Here is a 24,082-nt window from a genome sequence, read left to right on the forward strand (position 1 = left end):
ACCACCAGCGGTCAAGCTCTGGGATCCAATCTTGCGTTCTGGAATAGTGAGGCGGATCCCCGCGCGAGCAGACCTGTGGTGGGCGGGTTGTTGTCATCACTCCCCTGGACCGTCATAGCGCCATAGCACCGGGCCGGAGAACTCCACAACGGCTGGTTAGGGGTCGTGTAGTCCGCACGGGTTCAGTCAAGAAGATACGGGCGGCTGGACGTGCCTGCAGTCTCTCACGTGGAACAACGCGGGCTGTCGCGTCCTGCTACTAGGGGATGCCGTCCCGGCTAGCAAAGAGCCGTGCTGCGATCCAGCACGAAAGGGGCTCTCGAACCGCGGTGCAACGCACGATGCGCAGAGGCCGTCCACTGGCCGTTCACTACGGTGTCACCACCCTCTGCGGGGCGGTAAGGTCGTTGCTGTTCTCTGTCGGGGCCCTTCCGCCTTCCTGTTCCTCATATCCCCGGGGTGCCCAACATAGCGGTTTTGGGGCCGGCCGCCTTGCCATTTGAGGTGTCCCTGCCGGCAGTGGTCTTCCACACACCCTTCGGGTGTAGTGGACATGGCTGTGGATTGCGCTGTGGATAACTTTGTGGACAGTGGGCCTCACGGAACGGGAGGTTGAACCGGTACGTCGCCAGAGGGCAGTTCCTCTGGGGCATCCCCAGCCCTACGGTGCGGATTGATTCACTGCCTCGTTTCACGTGAAACAAACTAGGAGTGCAGAACGATGCTGTTTCTGCGCCTGTATCTACTAACTATGGTTTATTCAGGGACTGGGAAGGGCTTGGAATCTTGAGAGCAGGCTCGCCGGGAGACCGCAGACCGACCATAGCTTGCCACACTCGGCTGCAACTGGGGGTTGGGGCTGTCGTGGCGGATCAGCAAGCGGCGCGGGCTCTTGGCTAGGTGGCTGTGGATAAGGCTGTGGATAGGAGCGAACTGCTGGTGTGGATAACTTGTGGATAGACTAGCGGGCTGCTTGGGATCATGAGGCCCAGGTGTGGCCCATGGATGGGGTGCACATTGAGGACCTGGCTGGATTTATGGCGTTGAGGGTCCACCGGGCAGACAGCGGATTGGTTAACTGCGGCCGGCTGGTTGGATGGTCCTGACGTGACGGTTGTGAGATGGGGCCGCCGGTACGCACGCATTGAAAGAGTAGGAGGCAAGTAGTTGGCCCCCTAGATTACGTGCACCCTGCTCCCGACTCTGTTTTGGTGAAGAACCAAGGGGTGCCGGTAAGTGCACGGCCCAAGACAGAATCGGCTGGCTATAGACTCGTGGATTGTCGAGTCCGGCTCCTGCCGAGAGGTTCATACTCGGCGGTGTGCGCGCCTGGTGGTCACACCGATGTGGAGCTGTAGGCGTCAGGTACAGCAAGCTACCCTAAAATCCACATCGCAAGGCACAGGCAAGACGCCAGACGAAGGTGGGAACGTCCTAGCCAATGAGAGGAGAGGTCCCAGTCATCATGCGGTGCCTGCACTCTGGGGCCACCACGTAGGGGGCTGCAGCTTCACCAGGAGGTTTGCAGTCGCACCGCAAACTCTCCCATGCGGCGACCGCGGTGTTTCACGTGAAACGGTTCTGTACAAAGGTCGGTTCTAGGCGCGCGCTCCCCCGGGCTGAAACGGGAGGGGTGGTGCCCCCAAACTCGACCGGGGCCCCGGCGAACTGCCGGGGTGTGCTGTCAGCGTTCATGCCACCTGAGAGTTCGAGCCTCCAGAACCTAGAACCAAGCGGCAGCCCGGGAGGAGCAGATCCACCAGCCATCGCCGACGGTCTCATTAAGCGGGCGGTCTCGTAGTCGCCGTGTCATGAGTATGAGTATGGGGAACGACCAACCTGCTCAGGCAGGAGAGGGACACAGACCGGTTGGACAGGCTCCGTTGGATCTAGCCGCCGCAGCCAAGTTGAGCACCCCGGTTGAACTTCAATGACCACCAGATGACAGCAGAACAGGGTGAAGTCCGTACAGGAGACCAGGTGGCTCCCCCGGAGAAATTCATGGCTATTAGCTCCAATGTCCCTTGGCCGCCTGTCGGGCCAAGTCTGCGGGGTGCGATTGGGGCGCACGGTTTTTGGTTGCCTCGCCAGTGTCGCGCACCGCTGGCGTGCAGTGATTGTCCGCGGGTCGTGGGAAGGCACTTAGAGACGAGGTGCACTGCAGTTAGAGCGAGCCTTCGGAAGAAGGACTGCGCGTTGACCTTGAGCCCGGCATCGCGCGGCCAGTAGGGCGGCTGTCCTTGGCTGCGCTCACCCCAACTTAGCTGTGCGTTGTGGAAAGGCCCGTGAGGCATCATTTGTCTTCTGCTTCACCTAACGGCTAGGTAGCGATTTCAATCTTGGTGCCGCGCTGGCGGCGTGTTTCACGTGAAACACGCCGCCCCCGCACCGCAGCATTCAGTCACGAGGTGTACCACTCACCACGTACGGATAGAAGCAATTCCTGTCCCGGCGCAGGTGTAAGTACGGTTCCTGTGCGATTGCCTACCGGAGCGGGAGGAATCCGCAGGGCGGGGCCGCAGGGCGGGGCCGCATGGTGGGGCCTTCTCAGCACGAGATTAACCCAACCAAATAGGGCGGAGCTACGTGGATTGCAGTGCGTCATCCCTAATATGGAGCTCCCCTTAGCAGTGCGGGTGAAGTGCGGGTGACCCGGTCCTCTTATAGAGGCGGTGTACCGCGACTGCCGGACGGCCACGTTTCACGTGAAACAGCGGACCGCAGGGACTGACGGCGCTCACGAGCGGATGCGCGCACAGCCCCCGCAGTCTCACGAGCCTCACAGTTGCTCGTGTCCAGTTCCTGAAACAAAAGTGGCCACCGCCGGAAGGCGGTGGCCACTCGAGAAACTGCAGAAACCGCAGAACCTAGGACAGGACGTCAGCGAATTCCTTTTCGAAGAACTGCTTCGGCTTAGCGCCAATAACCGTGCTCTTCACTTCACCACCCTGGAACAGGTAGACAGCCGGGATGGAGGTGATGCCGTATTCGGCTGCGATGGATGGGTTGTCGTCCACGTTTACCTTGACGACATCAACCTTCTCGCTGTATTCCACCGAAATCTCGTCCAGGATCGGACCGAGCTTGCGGCAGGGCCCGCACCATTCGGCCCAGAAATCCACAATAACCGGCTTGTCGGAGGACAGAACGTCCGTGCTGAAGCTAGCGTCTGTTACGTCTTTGGCGTTACTCATAACCCTTGTCTCTCTCTTCGGATATTGGTTGCGGTGATTATGCGGGCAAGTCAGCGAGGTAATGCTCTACATCGATTGCGGCTACACAACCCGAACCGGATGCCGTGATGGCTTGGCGGTACGTGGGGTCCACAACGTCGCCGGCGGCGAAAACGCCGGGGATACTTGTCTTCGAGCTGCGGCCTTCGACGGCAATGGTCCCCTCGGGTGTCAGGTCAAGGACATCCTTGATCAGGTCAGTCCTGGGATCGTTGCCGATGGCCACGAACACGCCGGTCACCGAAAGATCGGAAACTGTTCCGTCAACGAGGTTCTTCAGCTTCAGGCCGCTGACTTTGTCCTCGCCTACAACATCGTCCACGGTGCTGTTCCAGATGAAGTTGATCTTTTCGTGGGCCAAAGCGCGGTCGGCCATGATCTTGGATGCCTTCAAGGTGTCGCGCCGATGGACAACTGTCACGGATTTCGCGAACTTGGTGAGGAAGAGTGCTTCCTCCATAGCGGAGTCTCCCCCGCCGATCACCGCAATGTCCTGGTCCTTGAAAAAGAAACCGTCACAGGTTGCACACCAGCTAACGCCGTGGCCTGACAGGCGCTTTTCGTTCGGCAGCCCGAGCTCCCGGTAGGCGGACCCTGTAGAAAGAATGATTGCCTTCGCACGGAAGCTCTCGCCCGTGGCAATGGTCACCGTCTTTACAGGACCTTCGAGGTCAAGGGAGGTCACATCCTCGAACTGGATCTCCGTGCCAAAGCGTGAGGCCTGCTTTTCGAAGTTCTCCATCAGGTCCGGGCCCATGATCCCTTCCGGGAAACCGGGATAGTTCTCGACGTCGGTGGTGTTCATCAGCTCACCGCCGGCGGTAACGGAGCCTGCAAGCAAAAGCGGCTTGAGGTTGGCACGGGCGGTGTATACAGCTGCCGTGTAACCAGCCGGGCCAGAGCCCACAATGATGACATCACGTACGTCGGACGCGGTGTTTTCTGCGATGGTCACTGAACGGTGAACCTCTTCCTTATTTGACGCGCCTCCCCGTGGAGGCCGGCCACATGGCACAACTGTTACTTGATCCTGAATATTCCGGCGCCTGGACGTGCTGAAACACAGGTAGACAGCAGACAACCGTCACCGCAGGCGCTCTTCCAAGGTTACAGTCCCACCAGGCAGGCGCTGCGCCTCCCCCGGCCACCGGCAGCGGCAACCGCCCGACAGCCCACATCACGGCGGCAGCCGCGCTTCAAGTAGCGGGAGGTTACTGCACCTTGATCTCGGCGAGCCGGACGCCGTAACCATAGCGCGTCTTAGGAGCGGCAAGCCGTGGCAGGGAGTTGATGGAGACAATAACGTACTGGGCCTGGACCGGCTCGGCCAAGGGCATTGTCAGGTCGGTTGACGTGAAACTGTTGGTCCCTACGGCTTTGGCACCATCCAGTGCAGGCCGGTCGTTGGTGTACACCGTGATGTTGCCACCGGATCCCCCCAACTGCGAAAGCGTGATGGATGAAACCTTGGCAGGGTTCTTGAGCTTTACCACCAGCGGGACGCCCTGGGGTGCCAGGCCGCCCCAGTTTTCGGTTGCGAACTCCATGTCCGACCAGTAGCTGGCAGCGTTGCCGTCATAGGCCTTCACCAAGTCACCATCGAAGGTGGCGGCGAAATCGAAGCTCCCCTGCCTGCTGATATTTTCAATTGCCGGCGGGGCGGCGGGAGCAGCGGAGGTCGGCGCCTGCGTTCCGGGTGCCGTGGTCTCCGGGGCACCACCATTGGTGGCAGGGGCGGTGGGAACCGCCTGCGGCTGCGGGGAGAAAAGGCTGCCCAGGTTTGTTACGGCGAAAACAAGCCCGGCAATGAGGACTACAGCGAGCAACCCGCCAACGAGCCATCGCATGGACCTGGGCTCGCGGCCGCCCTCGTCACGGTCGTCGTCATACCCGCTTTGGCTGTCAAATGAAGCACCTGCAGCGGCAGGCGCGGCAGAGCGCGCAAACAAGGAGGACTTATTGTTCTCCGTTTGAGGTTCGTCTTCAACCGGCGCGCCGGAAGGCTGGTCCTCGGCATAGGCGTAATCGGCGTCGGACCACAGGGACACTTTCGGCTTTCCCCCCGGGGTGCCCTCCCCGCTTCCGGGAACCGGTACCGGCTGGTGGTCCCGTCCCTGGCCAGCGCTCAGCGGAGTGGCGCGGGTTTCTGCTTCGCTGCCGCTACGGGTTCCGGAGCCGGCTTCAGCAGCAGCCGCAGCACCTGCCGCACCGCCCACTGCTGCTGCCCCGCCCACTGCTGCTGCCCCGCCCATTGCGGAGGCACCGGTGGAGTTGCGGGCGGAGGAAGGCGACGCCGCCGGCCGGGCAGGCGGTTTCGGCGGCACAACCGGTGCCTGCCGGTAGGGATCCACCTGGCTTGGGTGTGCATCGGAGTACTTGATGTAGCCCGCTTCAATGTGGTCTTCGTCGTCGTAGGGTTCGGGCTCGTTCGACCTTGGCTGGCCAAAGATCTCGCTGCCCAGGGTGTCGGTGAAGAAGGGTTCCACATAGGGCGGATTCGACGCGACCACCAGGTCCAGCAGATCCGCAGCCGACGTGTGGTTGGTGATGAGGTAGGTGGCAGCCTCGGTCATGCCAAGGTCCAGGACCTGGACGGTGCCGGGCCGCTCACCGGTAGCCACTTCCCGGGCGCTCTGGGCAACCTGCTCGGTGTTGCCGGGGCCGGCAACCAGGATGCTGACGGGACGGTTCAGGACCTGGTCCACACCGTCCAGCACCAGATCGTGGTCGTGCGAGGCCAATACAGTGGCGGTGACCTTGTAACGGCCGCCCAGTACTGATCCGACATCGATCGGGTTGGACACGTGTTCCTCCTAGACTGTCCGGGAGTGCCGGCTTGAATGATGCAACCGCCATCCAGGAGCCGCCGGGCGGCTGGCCCTGGATGCAACTACCCCTGTACCTTCTCGATCCTAGCCGATTGCGTCCCTTGCGCCCTGGATAAAGGCGGCGGCGGCCGGCTCGAAAGTCACTTTTTTCGGGGGCGCCGTGGCTTGAAGTAGGGGTTCTCGCCGGGCTTCCCCTGGAAGGTACGGCGTCCTGGCAGCGGAATCTGTTCCCGCAGCAAACCTCCCCGGGCCGTACTGGGCTGGTCCTCCGCGGGAAGGTAGTCCTCGTCGGACGAAGCCGGGCCGTCGCCGTCGCGCGCCTGCCTCCGCCGTGTCCCGTGTTCCGCGTCCTCCTGTTCCGGAGCCGGCCCGGCCCTGAAGGAAACGGCGTCGAACTCGCCGGAAATCCGGGGAATGAGCCCGGTGTCCACGGAGGTGGTGGCACGCTCCGGCGCGGGCCGCCGTGGTCCACCGGAGGCTCCGCCGGGGGGAGAGTCCGACGGCGGGGTCCCGGCTTCCGCGGAAGGTGACGGCGGTGCGCCGCGGCCCAGCCGTCCCAAGAGGGGGCGGAGCAGGTCGCGCAGTTCGGCAACGCGGAACAGCTTGAGCAGGAAGAAGTAGGCCACCAGCATGACCGGGCCCACCACGACGAGCGTTATGAGGGCTGTAATCCGGTCGCGCCAGGCGAAACCGTCCGGGCTGTAGCTGCCCATCAGCCAGAGCGCACCTGCACCTGCAATGGCCGAACCAAGCGCTGCATACCCCATGCGGATGTAGGAGTTGGCGATCCTTGGCCCGTCCAGGTGACCCAACAGGCGCCGCAGGAAGTACGCACTGATGACCACCGACAGGATGTTGCCCACCATATAGAGGACGGCGATGGCGTAGATGATCTGGGTGACCGGCAAGAACTGGATGGCGAACGCGCCCGCCACGTAGACAACGGCCAGGAGCAGCTGGATGAAGAACGGCGTCCGGGCGTCCTCATTCGCGTAAAACACCCGGGACATCATGAAGTTGGCGCTCATGAACGGCGTGCTCAGCGCCAGGATGGTGAGCGTCTGGGCCAGCATCACGCCGTCCTGGCGAAGCCCTCCGGAGAAGAACATGCCCAGGGGACCGGCGAGGGCAAAGAGGGCCAGGGCACCAAACACAGTGGCAACCGCCATGGTCCGCAGGCCGTGGGAGAGTGCATCGCGCAGCTCGTCATGGTTCCCGTCCTGCGAAGCCCGGGTCATCCGGTTGAACAGCACCGTGGCCAGTGACAGCGCGATGATGGAGTGCGGCAGCAGGTAGAGCTGGCTGGCAACCTCGAGCACGGCGTTGCCGGGCAGCATGTTCGCTGCAGGGTCTCCCGCCTGCTGCAGCCGGATGCGTTCCGCCCCGGGGATGGTGGCGATGCGCATGACGTACAGGAAGGCGAGCTGCCCGACGGCGGCAGTCAGCAAGGTCCAGACGCTCAGCCTGGCTGCCTGGCCCAGTCCTACTCCCCGCCAGCCGAATCGGGGCCGGAGGCCCAGCCGCAGCCGGATCACCGGAATCATCAGGATGGCGGTCTGGGATATCACGCCGATGGTGGAAAAGCCCGCCACCAGCAGGGTTTGGGTGCTGCCCCAGTTGTCCAGGGTGTGCGGATTCAGCTCGTTCGCACCGAAGATCCAGATGAACATGCCGAGGCCGGCGATGGCCACCACGTTATTAAGGATGGGCGCCCACATGGCAGGGCCGAATGCGCCGTTTGCGTTCAGTACCTGGGTGAGGAGGGCGTAAAGGCCGTAGAAGAAGATTTGGGGCAGGCACCAGAACGCGAAGGTGACGGCCAGGGCCTTCTGCTGGGGACTGTATCCCTGGGTGGTGAGCTCAATGACCCCCGGGGCCGCCAGCGTTACCAGGGCTGTCAGCCCCAGCAGGAGGAGCACAGCCAGCGTCAGCAGCCGGCTGATGTAGTCCGCTCCCCTGTCCGGAGCCTTGCTTGCCTTGATGATCTGCGGCACCAGGACCGCGTTGAACACGCCCCCGGCAACCAGCAGGAAGATCAGGTTGGGCAGGTTGTTGGCGTTGATGAAGGTGTCATTGACGGTGGAGCCAAGACCCAGGGCAGTGCCCAGCATCCAGGTCTTTCCAAAACCCAGGAACCGCGAAACGAGCGTCCCGGCAGCCATGATGGCGCTGGACCTGGTTTCGCTGGCAACCGTGCCGCCAGGGGAACTGTCCGCGCCGGCCGGCGCGGGGGGAACGCCGTCAGGGGCGGCGTCACCGGGCGGGCCGGCTTTATCGGAAGGAAAGTTGGTAGCTGACATCGAGTTCATCGTCTCACCCGAAGGCAGTTAAAGCCGCAATGCAGGCACCGGCTGCCCGGGGCGGCTGCAGCCCTAAAGGTGCCCGGGAAGGACTTCCCGGGCCAGATCGGCGATCCGGCGCTCGTTGGGGAAGGACAGCTTGCGCGCCAGTTCCTGGATGGGGACCCAGGCCACGTCCACGGCTTCCTGGTCCGGATCGTTCTCGATGGTGAGCTCGCCGCCCGTGGCCCGCAGGAGGTAGTGATGGACCGTTTTGTGGACCCGATGGCCGCTGACGGTAAACCAGTAGTCGATGCTTCCCAGCGGTGCGAGGATGTCGCCTTCAATGCCGGTTTCCTCGGCAATTTCTCGGACGGCGGCCTGCTCGTTGTTTTCTTTTCCCTCCGGGTGGCCTTTGGGAAGGCACCACTCCAGGCGTCCGCCGCGATTAAGGCGGGCGATAATCGCAACCCTCAACTCGGCGTCGGACGTGTCCACCACGACGCCGCCGGCGGAGACCTCCTCCACCGTGGGCAGCGATGCCGGTGCCGAATGCTGGGCAGGCGCAACGTGCGCACCAATTGCCGATGGCAATGGCGCGTTCGTCCTCCTGCCGGGAGCGCTCGGTACTGGATGGGCCATGGAGTCCACTCTAACGACTGTTGCCCGTTCGTGATGACCGGAACATGACACCAACATGGACGGCATATGACGCACTTTGCCGTGCACTGAGCGATTCCGCGCGATCTTGACCCTAATTTGGCCTGCCGACACGCTGGTTTCTGCCAAGCTTAAGTAACTATGGCGCACGCACATCACAAGACTGATTCCCAGACCGTTGATTTCCAGGTGGACCCGGTGGTCCTGGAGCTCGGCCGGCGCTTCGTGGACGCCGGCCACGAACTGTCCCTGGTGGGCGGACCGGTGCGTGACCTTTTCCTGGGCCGGACGTCCCCCGACCTGGACTTCACCACCGACGCCACCCCGGACCAGACCGTGGCACTCATCAAGAAGTGGGCGGACAACTACTGGGAGATCGGCCGCGCCTTTGGCACGATCGGCATGCGCAAGGCCGGCTTCCAGATCGAAATCACCACCTACCGGGCAGAGGCCTACGATCCTGATTCCCGGAAGCCGGTGGTGGCGTTCGGTTCGTCCTTGACCGATGACCTGCTTCGGCGGGACTTCACCATCAACGCCATGGCCCTGAAGCTGCCCTCCCTGGAACTGGTGGATCCCTTCGGCGGGGTCCGTGACCTTCATGCTTCCGTCCTGGCCACGCCGGGGGCACCCGAGCTGTCTTTCTCCGACGATCCGCTGAGGATGATGCGGGCGGCACGGTTCGCTGCCCAGCTGGGTGTATCCGTGCACGAAGACGTCCGCCGGGCCATGACGGAGATGGCCGAGCGGATCACCATCATTTCCGCGGAACGCGTGCGGGACGAACTGGTCAAGCTCATCTGCGGTGCCCGCCCGCGCGTCGGCGTGGACCTGCTGGTGGATACCGGCCTCGCCGAGTTCGTGCTGCCTGAGGTTTCCGCGCTCCGCCTGGAATCGGACGAGCACCACCGGCACAAGGACGTCTACCAGCACTCCCTGCAGGTCCTTGAGCAGGCAGCGGAGCTGGAGACGGATGGTGAAGGCTCCGTGCCGGGGCCGGACTTCGTGCTGCGCTTCGCAGCATTAATGCACGACGTCGGCAAGCCGGCTACGCGCCGCTTTGAACCGGGCGGCGCGGTGAGCTTCCGCCACCACGACATGGTGGGAGCCAAACTCACCTCCAAGCGGATGAAGGCGTTGCGCTTCGACAACGACACCACCAAGGCTGTTGCCCGCCTCGTGGAACTCCACATGCGCTTCTACGGCTACGGGGACGCCGGCTGGAGCGATTCTGCAGTCCGCCGCTACGTGACCGATGCCGGGCCACTGCTGGAACGGCTGCACCGGCTTACGCGCTCGGACGTCACCACCCGCAATCAGCGGAAGGCCGAACGGCTCGCTTTCGCCTATGACGACCTGGAAGCCCGCATCGCCGCACTGCGCGAACAGGAGTCGCTGGACGCTGTGCGCCCCGACCTTGACGGGGCCCGGATCATGGCCCTGCTGGGGCTCAAACCAGGGCCCGTGGTGGGCCGCGCCTACAAGTTCCTGCTGAATGAGCGGATGGAGAGCGGGCCCCTGCCTACGGACGAAGCGGAAGCACGGCTGCTCCGCTGGTGGGCGGAACAGCCGGAATCCGCCCCGGATGAAGCTGGACGCCCGCCTGTTGAAGCCGATCCCGCACCCGCACCTGCCGCACCCGCACCCGCACCTGCCGCGGCCGAGGCCGGAACGCCTCCCGCCGCCGTCGAGCCTTCCCCTTCTGAGGAGTCCAAGTGACCATTCCCGCCCTTGCCCCGCGCCCCCAGCTGTGGATCCTCCGCCACGGCGAGACCGAATGGTCCAAAAGCGGCCAGTACACCGGGCTGACGGATCTGCCGTTGACGGTCGAGGGAGAACAGCAGGCCGTGGAGGCCCGCAAGGTGCTGGATCCCGTCGACTTCGACTTGGTGCTCACGTCTCCCCTGCGGCGGGCACGGCGGACAGCAGAGCTGGCCGGCTTCCCTGACGCCCAGCATGAACCCCTGGCCGTCGAATGGAACTACGGCGACTACGAAGGCATCAGCTCTGACCTGATCCGAAAGGACAACCCCGAATACCTGATCTGGACGCACGGGGTTCCCAACGGCGAAACGCTGGACGAGGTCGCGGCCAGGGCGGACAAAATCATTGGCCGGGTGCTGGAATCCGGCATGGACAATGTGCTGATTGTGGCCCACGGCCACTTCTCGAGGATCCTCACGGCACGCTGGCTGGAATTGCCGCCCATGGAAGGCCGCCATTTCATTCTGGGCACTGCCAAGGTCTGCACGCTGGGCTGGGACAAAAGAACACCCGCTATTGTCCGCTGGGGCCTTTAAAGGCTTTCCGGGATTTGTTTGATTTATTTTTGCTTTCTTACTGGCGGATATCCTTCGCCGTAGTGTAGTTTTATTCCTGACCCCAGAGCGTCTGCCGGGGTATCGGCGCATGTTGCACGGCCCTTGGCCTGAGCAATGGCAGAGCAGAAAAGGAGGTTGGGAAAATGATTACTTTGACTAGCGGACGGAAGATGAACGTCACCGCAGCCCCGGCCTCTGATGCCTTTGCGCGCCCGTTTTGGGGACACACCGGCTCCTAGCCTTGCTCCGCTTGGGTGGAACGCAGCCTCCCACGTGCAACGCCATAGCCAGAACCCCTGAGTAGACCCGTAAGCCGGAGCCACGCTCTTTCCTTGGGGCCTTTCCCCTGCCTTGCCGATCAAACAGTCTGAGCGCTGTTTGTTCCGGCAATTCTGACAAATCCCGGTTATTCCTGGGTGCGCTTTCCTGCGCCCTAATTCCAGTCCCGATTGCATTTCGCAAAAGGGATTAATTGCCGCGCCCGGTTTGCGGGCCAGCCAGTACAAAAGGAGGTGATACCCATGAGAAAGTTCCGGAAACTGGCTCTTCGCGGTTGGTGGTGAAACGGGTTCCGTGTCTTGAAAGCTGAAGGGCTCGTAGCCCTGCTGTGATGGATGTTCTCTACGCATTCATCAAGAGTCAGGAGCTACGAGCCTTGATCGAGCCTACTTCGCCGCGCCCCGATGCTGCCACCGCCATTTTCAACCTGCCCGACTACCGAGTCACCGGCACCGAGGTCCTCTCCTTCGGCCAGCGGCGGATCCGGGTCGTGGCCACCACAGAGGCCGGTTGCCCGTCGTGTGGCGTGATCAGCACCCGGGCTCATTCCCGTCGGCCACAACGGTTGCGGGACATTCCTGTCGCCGGGCCGGTCGAAGTAGTCTGGGCCAAGCGGAGATTCTTCTGCGATGAGTACCTGTGCCCCCGCCGGACATTCACTGAAGAGACCACCCAGGTCCCGCGCCGGGCACGGTCCACCCGCCGGCTCCGTGAGGCCCTGGTGGCTGCCGTCATCGGCTCCGGCAGGGCCGCCGCGGAGGCCGCCGCTTCGTTCGGTGTCTCGTGGTGGCTGGTCCAGCGGGCTCTGGATTCGGCGGCGCTGACGCTGCCTGATGTAGATGCCCTGGCCCCGCGGATGCTCGGCATCGATGAACACCGCTACCGGTCCGTGCGGTTCTTCCGCGACCCCGCCACCAAGGCCTGGAAACGCTACGAACCCTGGATGACCACCATTGTCGATCTCGACACCGGACAAGTCCTTGGCATCGTGGATGGCCGCGACAGTGAGTGCGTCGGGGACTGGCTGTTCGCCCGTCCGCTTCAGTGGCGCCTGGGCGTGCAGGTCGTTGCCATCGACCCCTCGGCGGCGTTCCGCAAGGCCCTGCGGATGTGGCTGCCACGCACCGCTGTCTCGGTCGACGCGTTCCACCTGGTCAAGCTCGGCAACGACATGCTCACCGAAGTCCGTCAACGACTCACCCAGCAGACCCATGGTCGGCGGGGGCGCTCCGTTGACCCGGTCTGGGCCAACCGGCGACTGCTCCTGCGCGCCGGGGACACACTCTCGGACCGGGCACGGGACAGGCTCAGCACCGTGTTCGCAACCGACGATGCCACCGGGAAATTGCAGGCAGCGTGGCTTGTCAAGGAACAGCTCCGGGCCCTGCTGACTACCGGCTCTCTTGCCGACGCAGCCGCCGCGAAAGACCGGTTGCAGGTCCTGGTCGAGCGAGCCGCGCAGCCGGAGACGAACCGGCTCTGGCGCACGGTCTGCAGGTGGTGGAAAGAGATCGAAGTCCTCATTGTCACCGGTGCGACAACCGCGAAAGTGGAAGCCAACAACACCGCGATCAAACACATAAAAAGGACTGGCCGGGGATTCACCAACGCACGCAACTACAAAACGCGTATCCTGTTGCGCAGTGCCGCCAGAACAGCGGCATGAACATCCCTCACGGCAGAACGTTCACCACGAACCGTGAAGAGCCCGGAAACTCCTGCTGCCGGCACAAGGCCGGCGCAGCGGCAGGAGGCTGATCAACGAACCCCTGCTGGAGAAGCAGCGCGAAGACGTCTTCGTCCTGATGCACCAGCAGATCGGCGGTACGCGGTAGGCGGAGCAGCAGGCACGTGGACCGCCGCCCGTCCGCGGGAACGGTGCCGGCCATCAGCGAGCAGGCCGAATGGACGTGGGTCACCTTCTGGCTGGAGCCCATGCGGCGACGCGGGGGCTCCAGCTCGCGGGTGGCCCCTGTACCCGGCCGCTGCGGCGGTAAGCTCAAGCCATGCAGGAGTCCCAGCCGCCGGAGCACCAAGAAAGGTTGCGCCTGGTGGTTCCCAGCCGGAGCGATGTCCTGCTGAGGAATTTCACGGAAGTGGTGGGCGGCCCCCTTGGATTCCGGGCCGCTCCGGGCGTTGTCTCCCCCGGCATCTTCACTGTGGAGCGGGTACTGATCCTGCTGACGGTGCTGGCGGCACTCGCGGGCACCTTGCTCAAGGGCTACTGCCGAGCCAACGGTTGGGAATCCCCCACCCAGTTCTACGCCACCTGCTACTCCGACTTCCCGGAACTCTTCCGGAACCGCGGGCTCGCGGAGGGACAGTTTCCCATCGTGGCCAGTGGAAGCCAGTTTGAGTACCCGGTCCTCACCGCCCTGATCGCGGGGGTAACGGCGTGGCTGGTTCCCGGTACCGGAGTGACGAACGCCCGGATCCTCGCCTATTTCGATATCAATGTTGCGCTTCTGGCCGCAGCCACGGTGGTTGCCGTCCTGGCTACGGCCCGGATGACCAGCCGCCGCCCTTGGGATGCGGCCATGGTGGCGCTGGCGCCAGGCATCGTCCTGGCCGGCACCATTAATTGGGATCTCTGGGCGGTGGCACTGCTTGCCGTGGGGATGTATTTTTTTTCGCGGGAACGCCTGGTGCTTGCCGGAATCTTCATCGGGTTGGCCACGGCTGTGAAGCTGTATCCGCTGCTCATCCTGGGCGCCATGCTCCTTCTCGCCCTGCGGACCGGCCGCTTCCGGCCCCTGCTGACGACGGCGGTGGCCACCGGGGCCGCGTGGTTGGCAGTCAACCTGCCGTTCGCCGTCGCAAATCCCTCCGGGTGGGCCTACTTCTTCCAGTACTCAGCCGACCGCGGCGCCGGGTACGGCTCACCGTGGTTTGCGTACAACCTGCTGCTGAACAGGTTAAGGGGCCAGGAGCTGGGCGCCGACGCGGTGAACCTTCTGTCCTTCGGCCTGTTTGCGGCGGCCTGCGCCCTGATCGCACTCATTGCCTTCACGGCGCCACGCCGCCCGCGCCTGGCCCAATTGGCGTTCCTGATAGTGGCGGCGTTCATCCTCACCAGTAAGGTCTACTCACCGCAGTATGTTGTCTGGCTGATTCCGCTGCTCGCGCTGGCCAGGCCGCGGTGGCGGGACTTCCTGGTCTGGCAGGGCATCGAAGGCCTGCATTGGGCCGCTGTGTGGATGTACCTTGGACAGGTGACCAGCGCGGGTTCCTCCCAGCACAACCTGGATATGCCCTACTACGTCCTGGCCGTGGCGGCGCACATGGTGGCCGTCGCCTACCTGATGGCCCGGGTGACGTGGGACATCTACGACCCCACCTACGATCCCGTCCGGCGGCACCATCTGGACGATCCCCACGGCGGACCCTTCACCGGCGCCCCGGACCGGTTCCGTCTGAACCTGCGCACCCCGGCGGACCCGGGCGCCCGGCGGAAGGCCGCATCCGATGCCTGACGTTGCGGTAGTGGGCGCCGGACCAAACGGACTGGCGGCCGCAGCGGTGATGGCGCGGGCAGGGCTCTCCGTAGAGGTTTTCGAGGCTGCGGCCGAAATCGGCGGCGGGACGCGCACTGCGGAACTCATGCAGCCGGGACACTTCCACGATGTCTGCTCGGCCGTCCACCCCATGGCCCTGGCATCGCCCTTCTTCCGCGCCTTCGAGCTGTCCCGGCGGGTGCAACTCGTGACTCCCGTGCTGTCCTACGGCTCTCCCCTGGACGGCGGCCGGTCCGCCCTTGCCTACCGGTCCCTAGACCGGACGGCAGCGGGACTCGGGCGGGACGGGGCCGCCTACCGGCGCCTCATGGGACCCTTGGTCCGCACCGTCGACGACGTCATGGACTTCACGCAGAACCAGCTCTTCCGTGTCCCCCGGAATCCCGTCGCTGCGGGCATCTTCGGCCTGCGGACCCTGGAGCAGGGCTCGGGACTGTGGAACACCCGGTTCCGCGAAGAACTTGCCCCTGCCCTCCTCAGCGGCGTCGCTGCCCACGCCGTGTCCCACCTGCCGTCACTGGCCGCGTCCGGGGCGGGACTGATGCTGGGGGCGCTGGGCCATGCTGAAGGTTGGCCCATTCCCCTGGGTGGTTCCGCCGCCATTGCCGCCGCCCTGGCGGAGGACATCAGGGCACACGGCGGGGTCCTCCACACGAACGCCCCGATAAACCGGCTGCAGGACCTCCCGGTCGCCCGGGCCACCCTGCTTGATGTAGCGCCGCGGGGACTGGCAGACATGGCCGGGGATTCCCTTCCCCACCGGTACCGCAAAGCGCTGGAGTCCTTCCGCTACGGGAATGGCTCGTGCAAGGTGGACTTCATTCTTTCCGGCCCCGTGCCGTGGACAGCTGCGGAACTGGCAGACGCCGGAACAGTCCACGTGGGCGGTACCAGGGCCGAACTCGCGCATGCGGAAAACGAGGTCAGCGCGGGCCGACACCCCGAGCGGCCGTATGTGCTGGTGGCCCAGCCTTCGCGCTTCGATCCCGGCCGGGCTCCCGCCGGACGCCACACGCTGTGGACCTATTGCCACGTTCCTGCCGGTTCAACCAAGGACATGGCCGGGGCCATCACCGCCCAGCTGGAACGGTTTGCCCCCGGATTCCGGGACCTGGTGCTGGACACGAACGTGGTTACCGCGGCGCAGCTGGCAGAGTACAACCGGAATTACATCGGCGGGGACTTCAGTGCCGGGACCATGGACCTCCGCGGCCTGGTCCAGCGGCCGGTGGTGTCGCGGCATCCGTGGCGAACCCCGCTCCGGGGCGTCTACCTTTGCTCCTCCTCCACGCCGCCCGGCCCTGGGGTTACGGGCATGCCCGGCCTCCACGCGGCAACGCATGCGCTAAAGGACATATTCCAACTGCCCGTTCCAGCGCTGGGCCTGAACACGCCCTAGGACGCGGACCGCCTGCGAAGGGCCGCTGAATGGCCAATGGCCCCGGGCACAACGGGTGATAATGGCCGGATGGGGAAATCAACAAAACTTTCTGTGGCCGTCGCTGTGCTGATTCTGGGAACGTCGCTGGCGGCCTGCGACGACGGCAGGAGCGGGGCCGAAACGGCAGTACAACAGTTCGCCGCAGGCCTTTCGTCACTGGACGTGGGGACTGTGGCCTTTGAGGGCAAAGACGCGGCAGCTGCCAATGACCAGCTGAGAAGCGTGTTTGCGGCACTGGACCCACAGAAGCCGGCGGTTGAACCGGGTGAAGTAACCCTTGACGGTGACAATGCCTCCGCGCCGCTGGACTACACGTGGAAATTCGGTGAGGCGGAGTGGAAGTACACAGTCCAGGCAAAGTTCAGGAAGTCCGGGGACAAGTGGCTGGCGGTCTGGGACCCCGCCACGCTGGCACCCGGCCTCGCCGACAGCGAGATCCTGTCCAAGGGCTCCCAGTCCCCGCAGCGTGCGGACATCCTCGGAGCCGGTGATGTCCCGCTGGTCACGTACAGGCCGGTGGTGAACGTCGGTATCGACAAGCCCCAGCTGGTGGGTGCCGATCCCGCAGACTCGGCCGCCAGGCTCGCCGCCCTCGTCGGCGTTGACCCCGCCGGCTATGTCCAGCAGGTGCAGGCCTCCGGCGCCGAAGCCTTCGTTTCCGCGATCACCCTGCGGGAAGAGGGCCGGACCATCACCAACGAGCAGATTGCCGCCATTCCCGGTGCCCGCGCCATTCCCGCCTCGGTGCCCCTGGCGCCCAGCCGGACCTTCGCCCGTGCCGTCCTCGGTACGGTCGGCGAGGCCACCGCCGAGCAGATTGACGCCTCTGGCGGCGCGCTGACCGCGGGGGACACGACCGGCATCGGCGGGCTGCAGCAGCAGTACGACGAACAGCTCCGGGGGACGGACGCCGTCGTGATCCGTGCCCAGCGCGCGGACCTGACCCGCGAACAAATCCAATCGGCGGCAACAGACCCCCGGCGGGTGCTCTTCGAAGTGGCGCCCACGCCGGGAACGCCGCTGAAGACAACGATCGACCCGAGGCTGCAGTCGCTGGCCGAAAGCACCCTGCAAGGCGTCGCTCCGGCCTCGGCCATCGTGGCGCTGCGCCCTTCCAGCGGCGCCGTCCTGGCCGTGGCATCGGGCCCGGGAAGCAACGGCTACAACACCGCCATGCTGGGCCAGTACGCGCCCGGATCGATCTTCAAGATGGTGGACTCCCTGGCGATGTTCCGCAACGGCTTGACCCCTGACTCCAAGGTTGAATGCACACCCACGCTGACAGTGGACGGGCGGACCTTCAAGAACGCCGAAGGCTACCCGGAGGGCTCCCTCGGCTCCGTTAGCCTGCGCGACGCTTTCGCGCACTCGTGCAACACGGCGTTCATCGCCGCCAGGGACACCGTGTCGCAGGGACAGCTCGAGGCAGCCGCCCTGGCCATGGGCATCGCCGTCGAAGCACCTTCACTGGGGGCCGAAGCGTTCCTCGGTTCCGTTCCGGGCGAGGCGGCCGGGACGGAACACGCCGCCTCCATGATTGGCCAGGGCAAGGTGCTGCTCTCGCCGTTGGCAGCGGCCATGATGGCCGGCTCCGTGGCCAAGGGGGCCCCCGTCTCGCCCCAGCTGGTGCTGAATCCCGACGGCGGCGCCCCATCGGCCGGGACAACCAGCGGATCCACGGCACCCGCCGCCCAGCCTTCGGCCACTGCAACGGCTGAGGCTCCTGTGACGGCCTCAGGCGAGCCGATCACGGCAGCGGAGGCCGCCTCCTTGGCGGACATGATGCGTGCCGTGGTCACCTCCGGGCATGCCGGCTTCCTTTCGAGCGTTCCCGGCGCTCCGGTAGGGGCCAAGACCGGCACGGCGGAATTCGGCAACGAGAATCCCCCGAAGACGCATGCCTGGATCGTGGCTGTCCACGGCGACCTGGCCGTGGCCGTCTTCGTGGAGGATGGCGGGTTGGGCGCGACCACCTCGGGGCCGCTGCTGAAGGAGTTCCTCACCGCCGCCGGGTGACGCGGGGAAAGAACCCGCCGGGCCTGCCGTGGGAGGATGGAACACGTGGCCCATATTGACGTTTCCGGTATCGATTACTTCCTCTCCGATGGCACGCAGCTGCTCAACGGAGTGACCTTCAAGGTTCCGGACGGCACCAAGACTGCCCTGATCGGCCCCAACGGCACCGGCAAAACCACCCTTTTCCGGATTATTGCCGGGGATTTGCTGCCGGACGAAGGCGTCATCGGCCGCTCCGGATCCATGGGCATCATGCGCCAGTTCGTGGGCCAGGTCCGGGACGGCTCCACGGTCCGCGACCTCCTGGTGTCCGCAGCTCCGCCGGCCCTGGCCGCAGCGGCGCGCGAGGTGGACGATGCGGAGCTCGCCATGGTGGAGAACGACGACGAACCCAGCCAGATGCGCTACGCCCAGGCCATTGTTGATTGGGGTGACGCGGGCGGGTATGACGTTGAGACAGTCTGGGACGAGGTCTGCATGGCCGCGCTGGGACTTCCCTTTGACCGCGCGCAGCACCGCCCGGCGTCGAGCCTTTCCGGCGGCGAGCAGAAGCGCCTGGTGCTTGAAGCCCTCTTTGCCGGCCCCGACGACCTGCTGCTGCTCGACGAACCGGACAACTACCTGGACGTTCCCGGCAAGCGCTGGCTCGAGGACAAACTGAACGAATCCAAAAAGACAGTCTTCTTCATCAGCCACGACCGTGAACTGCTGAACAACGCCGCGGGACGCATCGTGACGCTGGAACCCGGCATCAACGGCGCCGGCGCCTGGATCCACGGCGGCGGCTTCGGCTCGTACGTGGAGGCACGGGCGGACCGGAATGCCCGTTTCGAGGAACTGCGCAAGCGCTGGGACGAGGAGCACATCAAGCTCAAGGAACTCGTCAACATGTACAAGAACAAGGCAGCCTTCCGCTCGGACATGGCCAACCGGTACCACGCAGCACAGACCCGCCTGGCAAAGTTCCTGGAGATCGGCCCGCCCGAGGCACTGCCGATCGAGCAGAACGTCCAGATGCGGCTCAAGGGCGGACGAACCGCCAAGCGTGCCATCGTTGCCGAGACACTGGAACTGACAGGCTTGATGAAGCCGTTCTCCACCGAAGTGTGGTTCGGTGACCGGGTGGGCGTCCTCGGATCCAACGGTTCAGGAAAATCGCACTTCCTACGGCTGCTCGCCACCGGCGGCACCGATCCGGAGCGCGAGCACCTGCCCGTCTCCGACGTGGAAATCGCCGAAGTGCCGCACGAGGGCACGGTCAAGCTTGGAGCCCGCATCCGCCCCGGGTTCTTTGCCCAGACCCATGTCCGGCCGGACCTCCTGGGCAAGACGCTGCTGGAAATCCTGCACCGCGGAGACGAGCACCGCTCCGGCCTGGGCCGCGAGGCAGCGGCCGGGGCGCTGGACGGCTACGGCCTGGCAGGACAGTCGGAACAGAAGTACGAGTCACTCTCCGGCGGCCAGCAGGCCCGGTTCCAGATCCTCCTGCTGCAGTTGAGCGGTGCGACTCTGCTGCTCCTGGACGAACCCACGGACAACCTGGACCTGCACTCCGCGGAGGCACTGGAGCGGGCCATCGACCACTTCGAAGGCACCGTCCTCGCCGTGACGCACGACCGCTGGTTTGCCCGGACCTTCGACAGGTTCCTGGTGTTCGGGTCCGACGGCAAGGTGTACGAGTCGCCGGAACCGGTGTGGGACGAGAAACGCGTGGAGCGCGCCCGCTGACCCCGACGCTCTCTCACTTTCTGCGGCTTTTTTGCCATCGCTCTCTCACCGGTGAGAGAGCGATGGGGAATTTCCCGCATTAAGTGAGAGAGCGTCTGATGATCAAATGATCATCGGTTGCTAACATTTGATCATGAAGACGGATGATCGGCATCGCACCATTGCCGAAATGCTCCGGCGGCGCCACGAGGTAACAGTGGAGGAGCTGACGGTTGCCTGCGACGCGTCGGGGGCGACGATCCGGCGTGACCTTGAGATCCTGGCAGCGAACGGCGTTCTCCGCCGGGTCCACGGCGGAGCGCGCAGCCTCATTGTGCGCGGCGAAAATCCAGGTTACGGCCAGCGCGAGCTGGAGGACCGGGACTCCAAGAAGCGCATCGCAGCCGCCGTGGCAGGCCTGCTGGTTGACCGTGAACATGTCTGGCTGGACAGCGGCAGCACCGCCACGGAGGTTGCCCGCGCCTTGTCCGCGAGGGAACTGACCATCATGCCGATGTCACTCCGGTCCCTCAACGTCCTCGCCGGTGCCGACGCCGCAGGTACCCGCCCTGCCTTGCTGCTGCCCGGCGGCAGCCTGGTCCCGGGCGAGCTGAGCTTCCGCGGCCCCATGGCTGAATCCAATATCCGTTCCCTGCGCTTTGACACGGCCGTCATAACACCCTGCGCGGTGGACCTCAAGGACGGTCTCCTGGCCCACGACATCGATGACGCAGCCGTGAAACGCGCTGGCCTGGAATCCGCCGGACGCGTGGTGGTGGCTGCCTCCGCATCCAAATGGGATGCGCAGGCGAGGGCGCTGGTCTCCGGACTGGAACGGGTGGACGTTCTGGTGACAGACAAGAAATTCAGCGCCGACGAGCGCGCACAACTCGACCAAGGTTCCCTGGAAGTAGTGACTGTATGAGCATCAATATCCGTACCTCGGAGGACTCCGGACTAAAGGCTGCCGCGGCCGCCACCTTCGTGGTCTTTGGCATTAACGGCCTTGTCTTCGCCAGCTGGGCCGCCAGGATCCCTGCCGTCACGGAGATCCTGGCCATCACCTCCGGGCAGATGGGCACGCTGCTGCTGTGCACCGCCGTGGGATCACTGCTGGCACTGCCCACCGCGGGACTGGTGGTGGGCAAGATCGGAACCGCCAACACGGTACGGTTTGGCGGGCTCCTGGCCGCCCTCGCGGGGGTGGGCATCGCCTTGTCGCTCTCCGTGGCATCGCTCCCCGGCACGGCAATCGCGCTGTTCTTCTTCGGCATAGCCATCGGCCTGTGGGACGTGTCCCAGAACATTGAAGGTGCCGACGTCGAGCATAAACTGCGGCGCACCATCATGCCCCAGTTCCACGCGGCATTCAGCGGCGGCGCCTTTGTGGGCGCCCTGATCGGCGCCGGCCTTTCCAACCTCGGCATCGGCCTGCCCCTGCACCTGCTGGTCATCGCCGGCATCGTGGTTCTGGTGACGCTGACCGCGCCCCGCTACTTCCTTCCGCACATCTCAACGTCCACCCCGGACGGTGAACCGAAGCCGGCAAAGGGCCCGTCAGCATGGCGTGACAGCCGGACCCTGCTCATCGGCGTGGTGGTCCTGGGAGCCACGCTGACGGAGGGCGCGGGCAATGACTGGATTGCGAAAGCCTCCGTGGACGGGCTGGGCACCTCCGAGTCCACCGGTGCCTTGATGTTTTCCCTCTTCGTCCTGGCGATGACGGCCATGCGGTTCCTCGGCGGCCGGGTCATCGACAAGTACGGGCGGACTGCCGTGCTGCGGGCCAGCATGGGTGCTGCAGCATTGGGGCTGTGCCTCTTTGTGCTCGCCGGAAACGTTTGGCTTGCGGCCGTGGGGGCGGCATTGTGGGGTGTTGGGGCCGCGCTGGCCTTCCCCATGGGGATGTCGGCGGCGGCGGATGATCCGAAACATGCTGCAGCCAGGGTCTCCGTTGTATCAACCCTTGGCTATATCTCGTTCCTGGCAGGACCTCCCCTGCTGGGATACCTCGGCGACCTCACCGGCATCCACCTCGCGCTCCTGGCCATCCTTGCGCCGATCCTCCTGGCCCTGCTCCTTGCGGGGGCAGCCAAACCCCTCAAGGCGGAGTAGCAAAACTTCCAGCGCGTGCCGCGGACCCGCGTGCAGCAGCGCGATAGGGTGAGTGGATGCAGAGCAACTGGCGCCGAAGCCATCGTTGGATCAGTCGGCTTGATAGATACCTGCTAAGGCATATTTCGGACCTCCCTGGCGGAAACCACGACGACTTCTTCCGGCGCCTCTCCGCCTCCGCCAACCACGGCAAGCTCTGGATAGGCGCCGCGGCGGTGATGGCGGCCTTTCCGGGGCGGACGCGCCGCGCGGCACTGCATGGACTCATAGCCCAGGCTGTGGCATCCGCCGTCACGAACGGCATCTTCAAGACCTTGCTCCCCCGAACCCGGCCGCTGCCGGAGCACCTTCCGGTGTTCCGGTTCGTCCACCCCCAGCCCACGAGCTCGTCCATGCCGTCCGGACACTCGGCGTCGGCGGTCGCGTTTGCCGTAGGGGCAGGGCTGGTCCGGCCCGCCGTTGGCGCAGTGCTGGCTCCCGTAGCTGCAGGGGTGGCGTACTCACGCATACACACCGGAGCCCACTGGCCCTCCGATGTCCTTTTCGGCTCTGCGCTTGGCGCCGGGGCTGCACTCGTGACCCGACACTGGTGGCCGGTGCGGCCGCCCTTTCCCCAGGTTGGGCGCACCTGGACTGAGGCGCCGGAACTGCCGGGCGGCCAAGGGCTGAGCATAGTAGTGAATACCCTGGGCGGATCCTTCACCGAGGAAACAGCCGCGGCGCTGCAGGAAGTATTCCCTGAAGCGCATATAAACACCGTCCATCCGGAGGAGAACCTGGTCGAGGAGATCCGGAAAACAGCGGAGTACCCCGGCACCCGGGCGCTCGGTGTGTGGGGCGGGGACGGCACGGTTGGAGCGGCCGCCGCTGCCGCCGTCGAAAGATCCCTCCCCCTGCTTGTCCTCCCTGGCGGGACGCTGAACCACTTCGCCCGGGACGCCGGAACCGGGAGCCTCAAGGAGGCCGTCGCCGCGGCGTCGAGGGGCGAGGCCGCCATGGCCGACGTCGGGATCGTCACCGTTGAAAGAGGCCTCGCCGGCAATCCGGAAACGGCCCAGCTGACCATGCTGAACACGTCCAGCGTGGGCCTGTACCCGAACTTTGTCCGGCGCCGAGAGCAGCTGCAGCCCGCCCTTGGAAAACCGCTGGCCGGCGTGGTGGCAATGTTCCGCACGTTCGCCGCCGGCACTCCCACCACCCTGACTGTCGACGGGAGGCAGCATAAAGTGTGGATCGCCTACGTGGGGCGGGGCCGATACTATCCGCGGGACCACGCGCCCCTGCTCCGGCCCGTGATGGATGACGGCGTCCTGGACGTCCGCATGATCACGGCGGACGAGTCCTTCGCCCGGCTGCGGCTGCTGTGGGCAGTGCTGACCGGTACCGTCGCAACCTCGCGCATCACCCACCTATCGGAAGGCACACGGTTGCGAATCGACGCAGGCGGGTCACCCATGGCCCTGGCAGTGGACGGCGAAGCGCTGGCCGGCGTGCGCAGCGCGGAGTACACCGTCCGGCCCCAGGCGCTTGCCTACTACTCTCCCCACCCCTAGTCATTCCTGGGCCGGTCATCCAACGGGACTACCCTGATCTGCCCCTGAATCATCCCTGAGACGGGCGAAATCCAGCCGTGCCGTGGGTAGCGTGGTGCCTACCAGTCTTCTGAAGCGCATCCCGCAGTGCACAGC

Annotated in this window: 16 protein-coding genes; 10 read left to right on the forward strand and 6 right to left on the reverse strand. The window is 64.9% G+C overall.

Going from position 1 to position 24,082, the window contains the following annotated elements; translation table 11 throughout:
- Window positions 1-2,867: 2,867 nt before the first annotated feature.
- The 5 genes from trxA to GK109_RS10110 form a co-directional block, all read right to left on the reverse strand.
- Window positions 2,868-3,194, reverse strand: a complete 327-nt coding sequence (trxA, locus tag GK109_RS10090; RefSeq protein WP_139027242.1) for a thioredoxin — start codon at window positions 3,192-3,194, stop codon at window positions 2,868-2,870.
- Between the two features lie 37 nt (window positions 3,195-3,231).
- Window positions 3,232-4,188: a thioredoxin-disulfide reductase gene (gene trxB, locus GK109_RS10095; protein WP_370460519.1), complete on the reverse strand. Its 957-nt coding sequence runs from the start codon at window positions 4,186-4,188 to the stop codon at window positions 3,232-3,234.
- Window positions 4,189-4,444: 256 nt separating this feature from the next.
- Entirely contained in the window at window positions 4,445-6,037 is a 1,593-nt protein-coding gene (locus GK109_RS10100) for an ABC transporter substrate-binding protein (protein WP_157240162.1), read from the reverse strand.
- Between the two features lie 164 nt (window positions 6,038-6,201).
- Window positions 6,202-8,361, reverse strand: coding sequence for a murein biosynthesis integral membrane protein MurJ (gene murJ / locus GK109_RS10105; protein ID WP_157240164.1), 2,160 nt, complete (start codon window positions 8,359-8,361; stop codon window positions 6,202-6,204).
- A gap of 72 nt (window positions 8,362-8,433) precedes the next feature.
- Window positions 8,434-8,934: an NUDIX hydrolase gene (locus GK109_RS10110; RefSeq protein WP_157242834.1), complete on the reverse strand. Its 501-nt coding sequence runs from the start codon at window positions 8,932-8,934 to the stop codon at window positions 8,434-8,436.
- Window positions 8,935-9,141: 207 nt separating this feature from the next.
- Between GK109_RS10110 and GK109_RS10115 the strand changes: the two genes are divergently transcribed.
- From GK109_RS10115 to GK109_RS10125, 3 genes are all read left to right on the forward strand, one after another.
- Window positions 9,142-10,719 (forward strand): CCA tRNA nucleotidyltransferase, encoded by a 1,578-nt coding sequence (locus GK109_RS10115; protein WP_157240166.1) that lies wholly within the window; start codon window positions 9,142-9,144, stop codon window positions 10,717-10,719.
- On the forward strand, window positions 10,716-11,300 hold the full coding sequence (locus GK109_RS10120; RefSeq protein ID WP_321214835.1) for a histidine phosphatase family protein: 585 nt from the start codon (window positions 10,716-10,718) through the stop codon (window positions 11,298-11,300). Before GK109_RS10115 ends, GK109_RS10120 begins: the two co-directional genes overlap by 4 nt.
- Before the next feature lie 676 nt (window positions 11,301-11,976).
- On the forward strand, window positions 11,977-13,266 hold the full coding sequence (locus GK109_RS10125) for an ISL3 family transposase (protein WP_157240167.1): 1,290 nt from the start codon (window positions 11,977-11,979) through the stop codon (window positions 13,264-13,266).
- Window positions 13,267-13,273: 7 nt separating this feature from the next.
- On the opposite strand, the gene GK109_RS10130 is transcribed toward GK109_RS10125, so the two are convergent.
- Window positions 13,274-13,537: a hypothetical protein gene (locus GK109_RS10130; protein ID WP_157240169.1), complete on the reverse strand. Its 264-nt coding sequence runs from the start codon at window positions 13,535-13,537 to the stop codon at window positions 13,274-13,276.
- 69 nt (window positions 13,538-13,606) lie between these two features.
- Here GK109_RS10130 and GK109_RS10135 point away from each other — a divergent pair, with 69 nt between their 5' ends.
- The 7 genes from GK109_RS10135 (at window position 13,607) to GK109_RS10165 (ending at window position 23,947) form a co-directional block, all read left to right on the forward strand.
- Entirely contained in the window at window positions 13,607-15,073 is a 1,467-nt protein-coding gene (locus GK109_RS10135) for a glycosyltransferase family 87 protein (protein WP_157240171.1), read from the forward strand.
- Window positions 15,066-16,514 carry an NAD(P)/FAD-dependent oxidoreductase gene (locus GK109_RS10140; RefSeq protein ID WP_157240172.1) on the forward strand — a complete coding sequence of 483 codons (1,449 nt, stop codon included), beginning with the start codon at window positions 15,066-15,068 and terminating at the stop codon, window positions 16,512-16,514. Before GK109_RS10135 ends, GK109_RS10140 begins: the two co-directional genes overlap by 8 nt.
- A gap of 69 nt (window positions 16,515-16,583) precedes the next feature.
- Entirely contained in the window at window positions 16,584-18,572 is a 1,989-nt protein-coding gene (locus GK109_RS10145) for a penicillin-binding transpeptidase domain-containing protein (RefSeq protein WP_157240174.1), read from the forward strand.
- A gap of 45 nt (window positions 18,573-18,617) precedes the next feature.
- Entirely contained in the window at window positions 18,618-20,300 is a 1,683-nt protein-coding gene (locus tag GK109_RS10150; RefSeq protein WP_323058132.1) for an ATP-binding cassette domain-containing protein, read from the forward strand.
- Between the two features lie 133 nt (window positions 20,301-20,433).
- A complete protein-coding gene (locus GK109_RS10155) occupies window positions 20,434-21,204 on the forward strand; it encodes a DeoR/GlpR family DNA-binding transcription regulator (RefSeq protein ID WP_157240177.1) in 771 nt (256 codons plus the stop codon).
- Window positions 21,201-22,394, forward strand: a complete 1,194-nt coding sequence (locus GK109_RS10160) for an MFS transporter (RefSeq protein WP_157240179.1) — start codon at window positions 21,201-21,203, stop codon at window positions 22,392-22,394. The genes GK109_RS10155 and GK109_RS10160 overlap by 4 nt, the downstream gene beginning before the upstream one ends.
- 56 nt (window positions 22,395-22,450) lie before the next feature.
- Window positions 22,451-23,947: a bifunctional phosphatase PAP2/diacylglycerol kinase family protein gene (locus GK109_RS10165; protein ID WP_157240181.1), complete on the forward strand. Its 1,497-nt coding sequence runs from the start codon at window positions 22,451-22,453 to the stop codon at window positions 23,945-23,947.
- Window positions 23,948-24,082: the final 135 nt, after the last annotated feature.

Source organism: Pseudarthrobacter sp. GA104 (assembly GCF_009741265.1).
Classification (GTDB): Bacteria; Actinomycetota; Actinomycetes; order Actinomycetales; family Micrococcaceae; genus Arthrobacter.

What these genes read in the sequence shown, in the direction of transcription:
- trxA (WP_139027242.1), bottom strand. Translation starts at nt 3,194, where the DNA reads ATGAGTAACGCCAAAGACGTAACAGACGCTAGCTTCAGCACGGACGTT.
- murJ (WP_157240164.1), bottom strand. Translation starts at nt 8,361, where the DNA reads ATGTCAGCTACCAACTTTCCTTCCGATAAAGCCGGCCCGCCCGGTGAC.
- GK109_RS10115 (WP_157240166.1), top strand. Translation starts at nt 9,142, where the DNA reads ATGGCGCACGCACATCACAAGACTGATTCCCAGACCGTTGATTTCCAG.
- GK109_RS10130 (WP_157240169.1), bottom strand. Translation starts at nt 13,537, where the DNA reads ATGGGCTCCAGCCAGAAGGTGACCCACGTCCATTCGGCCTGCTCGCTG.
- GK109_RS10135 (WP_157240171.1), top strand. Translation starts at nt 13,607, where the DNA reads ATGCAGGAGTCCCAGCCGCCGGAGCACCAAGAAAGGTTGCGCCTGGTG.
- GK109_RS10140 (WP_157240172.1), top strand. Translation starts at nt 15,066, where the DNA reads ATGCCTGACGTTGCGGTAGTGGGCGCCGGACCAAACGGACTGGCGGCC.
- GK109_RS10145 (WP_157240174.1), top strand. Translation starts at nt 16,584, where the DNA reads ATGGGGAAATCAACAAAACTTTCTGTGGCCGTCGCTGTGCTGATTCTG.
- GK109_RS10155 (WP_157240177.1), top strand. Translation starts at nt 20,434, where the DNA reads ATGAAGACGGATGATCGGCATCGCACCATTGCCGAAATGCTCCGGCGG.
- GK109_RS10160 (WP_157240179.1), top strand. Translation starts at nt 21,201, where the DNA reads ATGAGCATCAATATCCGTACCTCGGAGGACTCCGGACTAAAGGCTGCC.
- GK109_RS10165 (WP_157240181.1), top strand. Translation starts at nt 22,451, where the DNA reads ATGCAGAGCAACTGGCGCCGAAGCCATCGTTGGATCAGTCGGCTTGAT.